General features: G+C 75.4%; 1 protein-coding gene and 1 pseudogene. Both read left to right on the top strand.

Annotated features, from left to right (window positions below; genetic code table 11):
* Positions 1–481, top strand: a 481-nt coding sequence (locus SACPADRAFT_RS0213055; protein ID WP_007027664.1) for an NYN domain-containing protein, incomplete at its 5' end; no start/stop codon positions are given.
* Between the two features lie 211 nt (positions 482–692).
* Positions 693–1,252 (top strand): annotated as a pseudogene (locus SACPADRAFT_RS32845) (D-alanyl-D-alanine carboxypeptidase family protein); the annotation flags it as partial.

Below are 1,252 nucleotides of genomic sequence, written 5' to 3'. Positions count from 1 at the left end.
GCCGAGCCGGCGCAGGCACGCCGACGTGGTGCCGGGCGCCAGCGCGGGCAGGCGCGGCGGCCGGGTGACCGAGGCGACCACCCTGGACACCCTGCTCGGACTGCCGAACGCGCACGTCCTCGTGGACGGCTACAACGTCACCAAGACCGGATACCCCGAACTGGCGCTGTCCGAGCAGCGCACCCGGCTGATCGGCCAGCTCGCCGCGTTGGCCGCGCGGACCGGGGTGGACGTGACGGTCGTGTTCGACGGTGCGGACGTCACCCCGGTGCCCACGGCGAACGCACGCGGGGTGCGCGTGCTGTTCTCCGACCCCGGGGTGCCCGCCGACGACGTGATCACCGCGTTGGTGCGCCAGGAGCCGGAGGGGCGCCCCCTGGTGGTCGCCACCTCGGACAAGGAGATCGTGACCGCGGTCTGCGCCGCGGGTGCGCACGCGGTGCCCGCGGATCTGTTGCTCACCCGCCTCGGTCGCGTGTGACACACCGTCCGGTCGGTGCGTGACGCACGGTCGCTGCGCTCGTTGTCGTCCGTGACGACGGGTGGTGACGTGGACAGAGCCCGCTGCGGGTGCCTGCGCTGTGGGTGCCTGCGCTGTGGACGGTCGTGCCGTGGGGAGTCGCGCTGTGGATCGTGGTGTACGTGGGGGTGACATGCCGGTGCGGTCGCGTCGGACGGGCGCGGTGCGGTCGGTGGCCCTGCTGTCGGTGGTCGCACTGTCGGCGGCGATGCTCACGGCGCTGACGGCGCCCCCCGGGGTGCACGGCGCCCGTGGCTCCGACCCCGCCGCGAGCGGAGGGCCCGTGCGGCAGCCCGCCGACGAGGGGCACGACCCCAGGCCCGGGTCGGCGTTCGTCTCCCCGGAGGTCCGCGAGCTGCAGCGCAGCGCCGCCTCGATCCAGCGGGAACTGGGCGCGTTGGCCGACGATCTGGACACCGCCCGCGCGGAGCGGGACCGTGCCACCCGCGAACTGGAGCGGGCGCGGGAGCGCAGGCGGGAGGCGGAGGGCGAGCTGGCCGCCCTCCGCGACGAGGTGGACTCCTTCACCCGGACGATGTTCACGACGATGGGCAGGGCGGACGGGCTCCGGGTGGCGGTCACCGCGGCGAACGGACGGGATCTCCTCGACGGGACGTCGCTGCTCGGGCGTGTCCGGGCGGAGCAGAACGCGGTGCTGACGGACGCGCTCGAGCGCCACCGCTCCGCGGTCCGCGCCGAGCGGGCCGCGGAGCGGGCACGCACGGAGGCCGA

Source organism: Saccharomonospora iraqiensis subsp. paurometabolica YIM 90007 (assembly GCF_000231035.2).
GTDB lineage: Bacteria > Actinomycetota > Actinomycetes > Mycobacteriales > Pseudonocardiaceae > Saccharomonospora > Saccharomonospora paurometabolica.
Note: the sequence above shows the minus strand (reverse complement) of the source record. Positions and strands in the feature narration are given on the sequence as shown.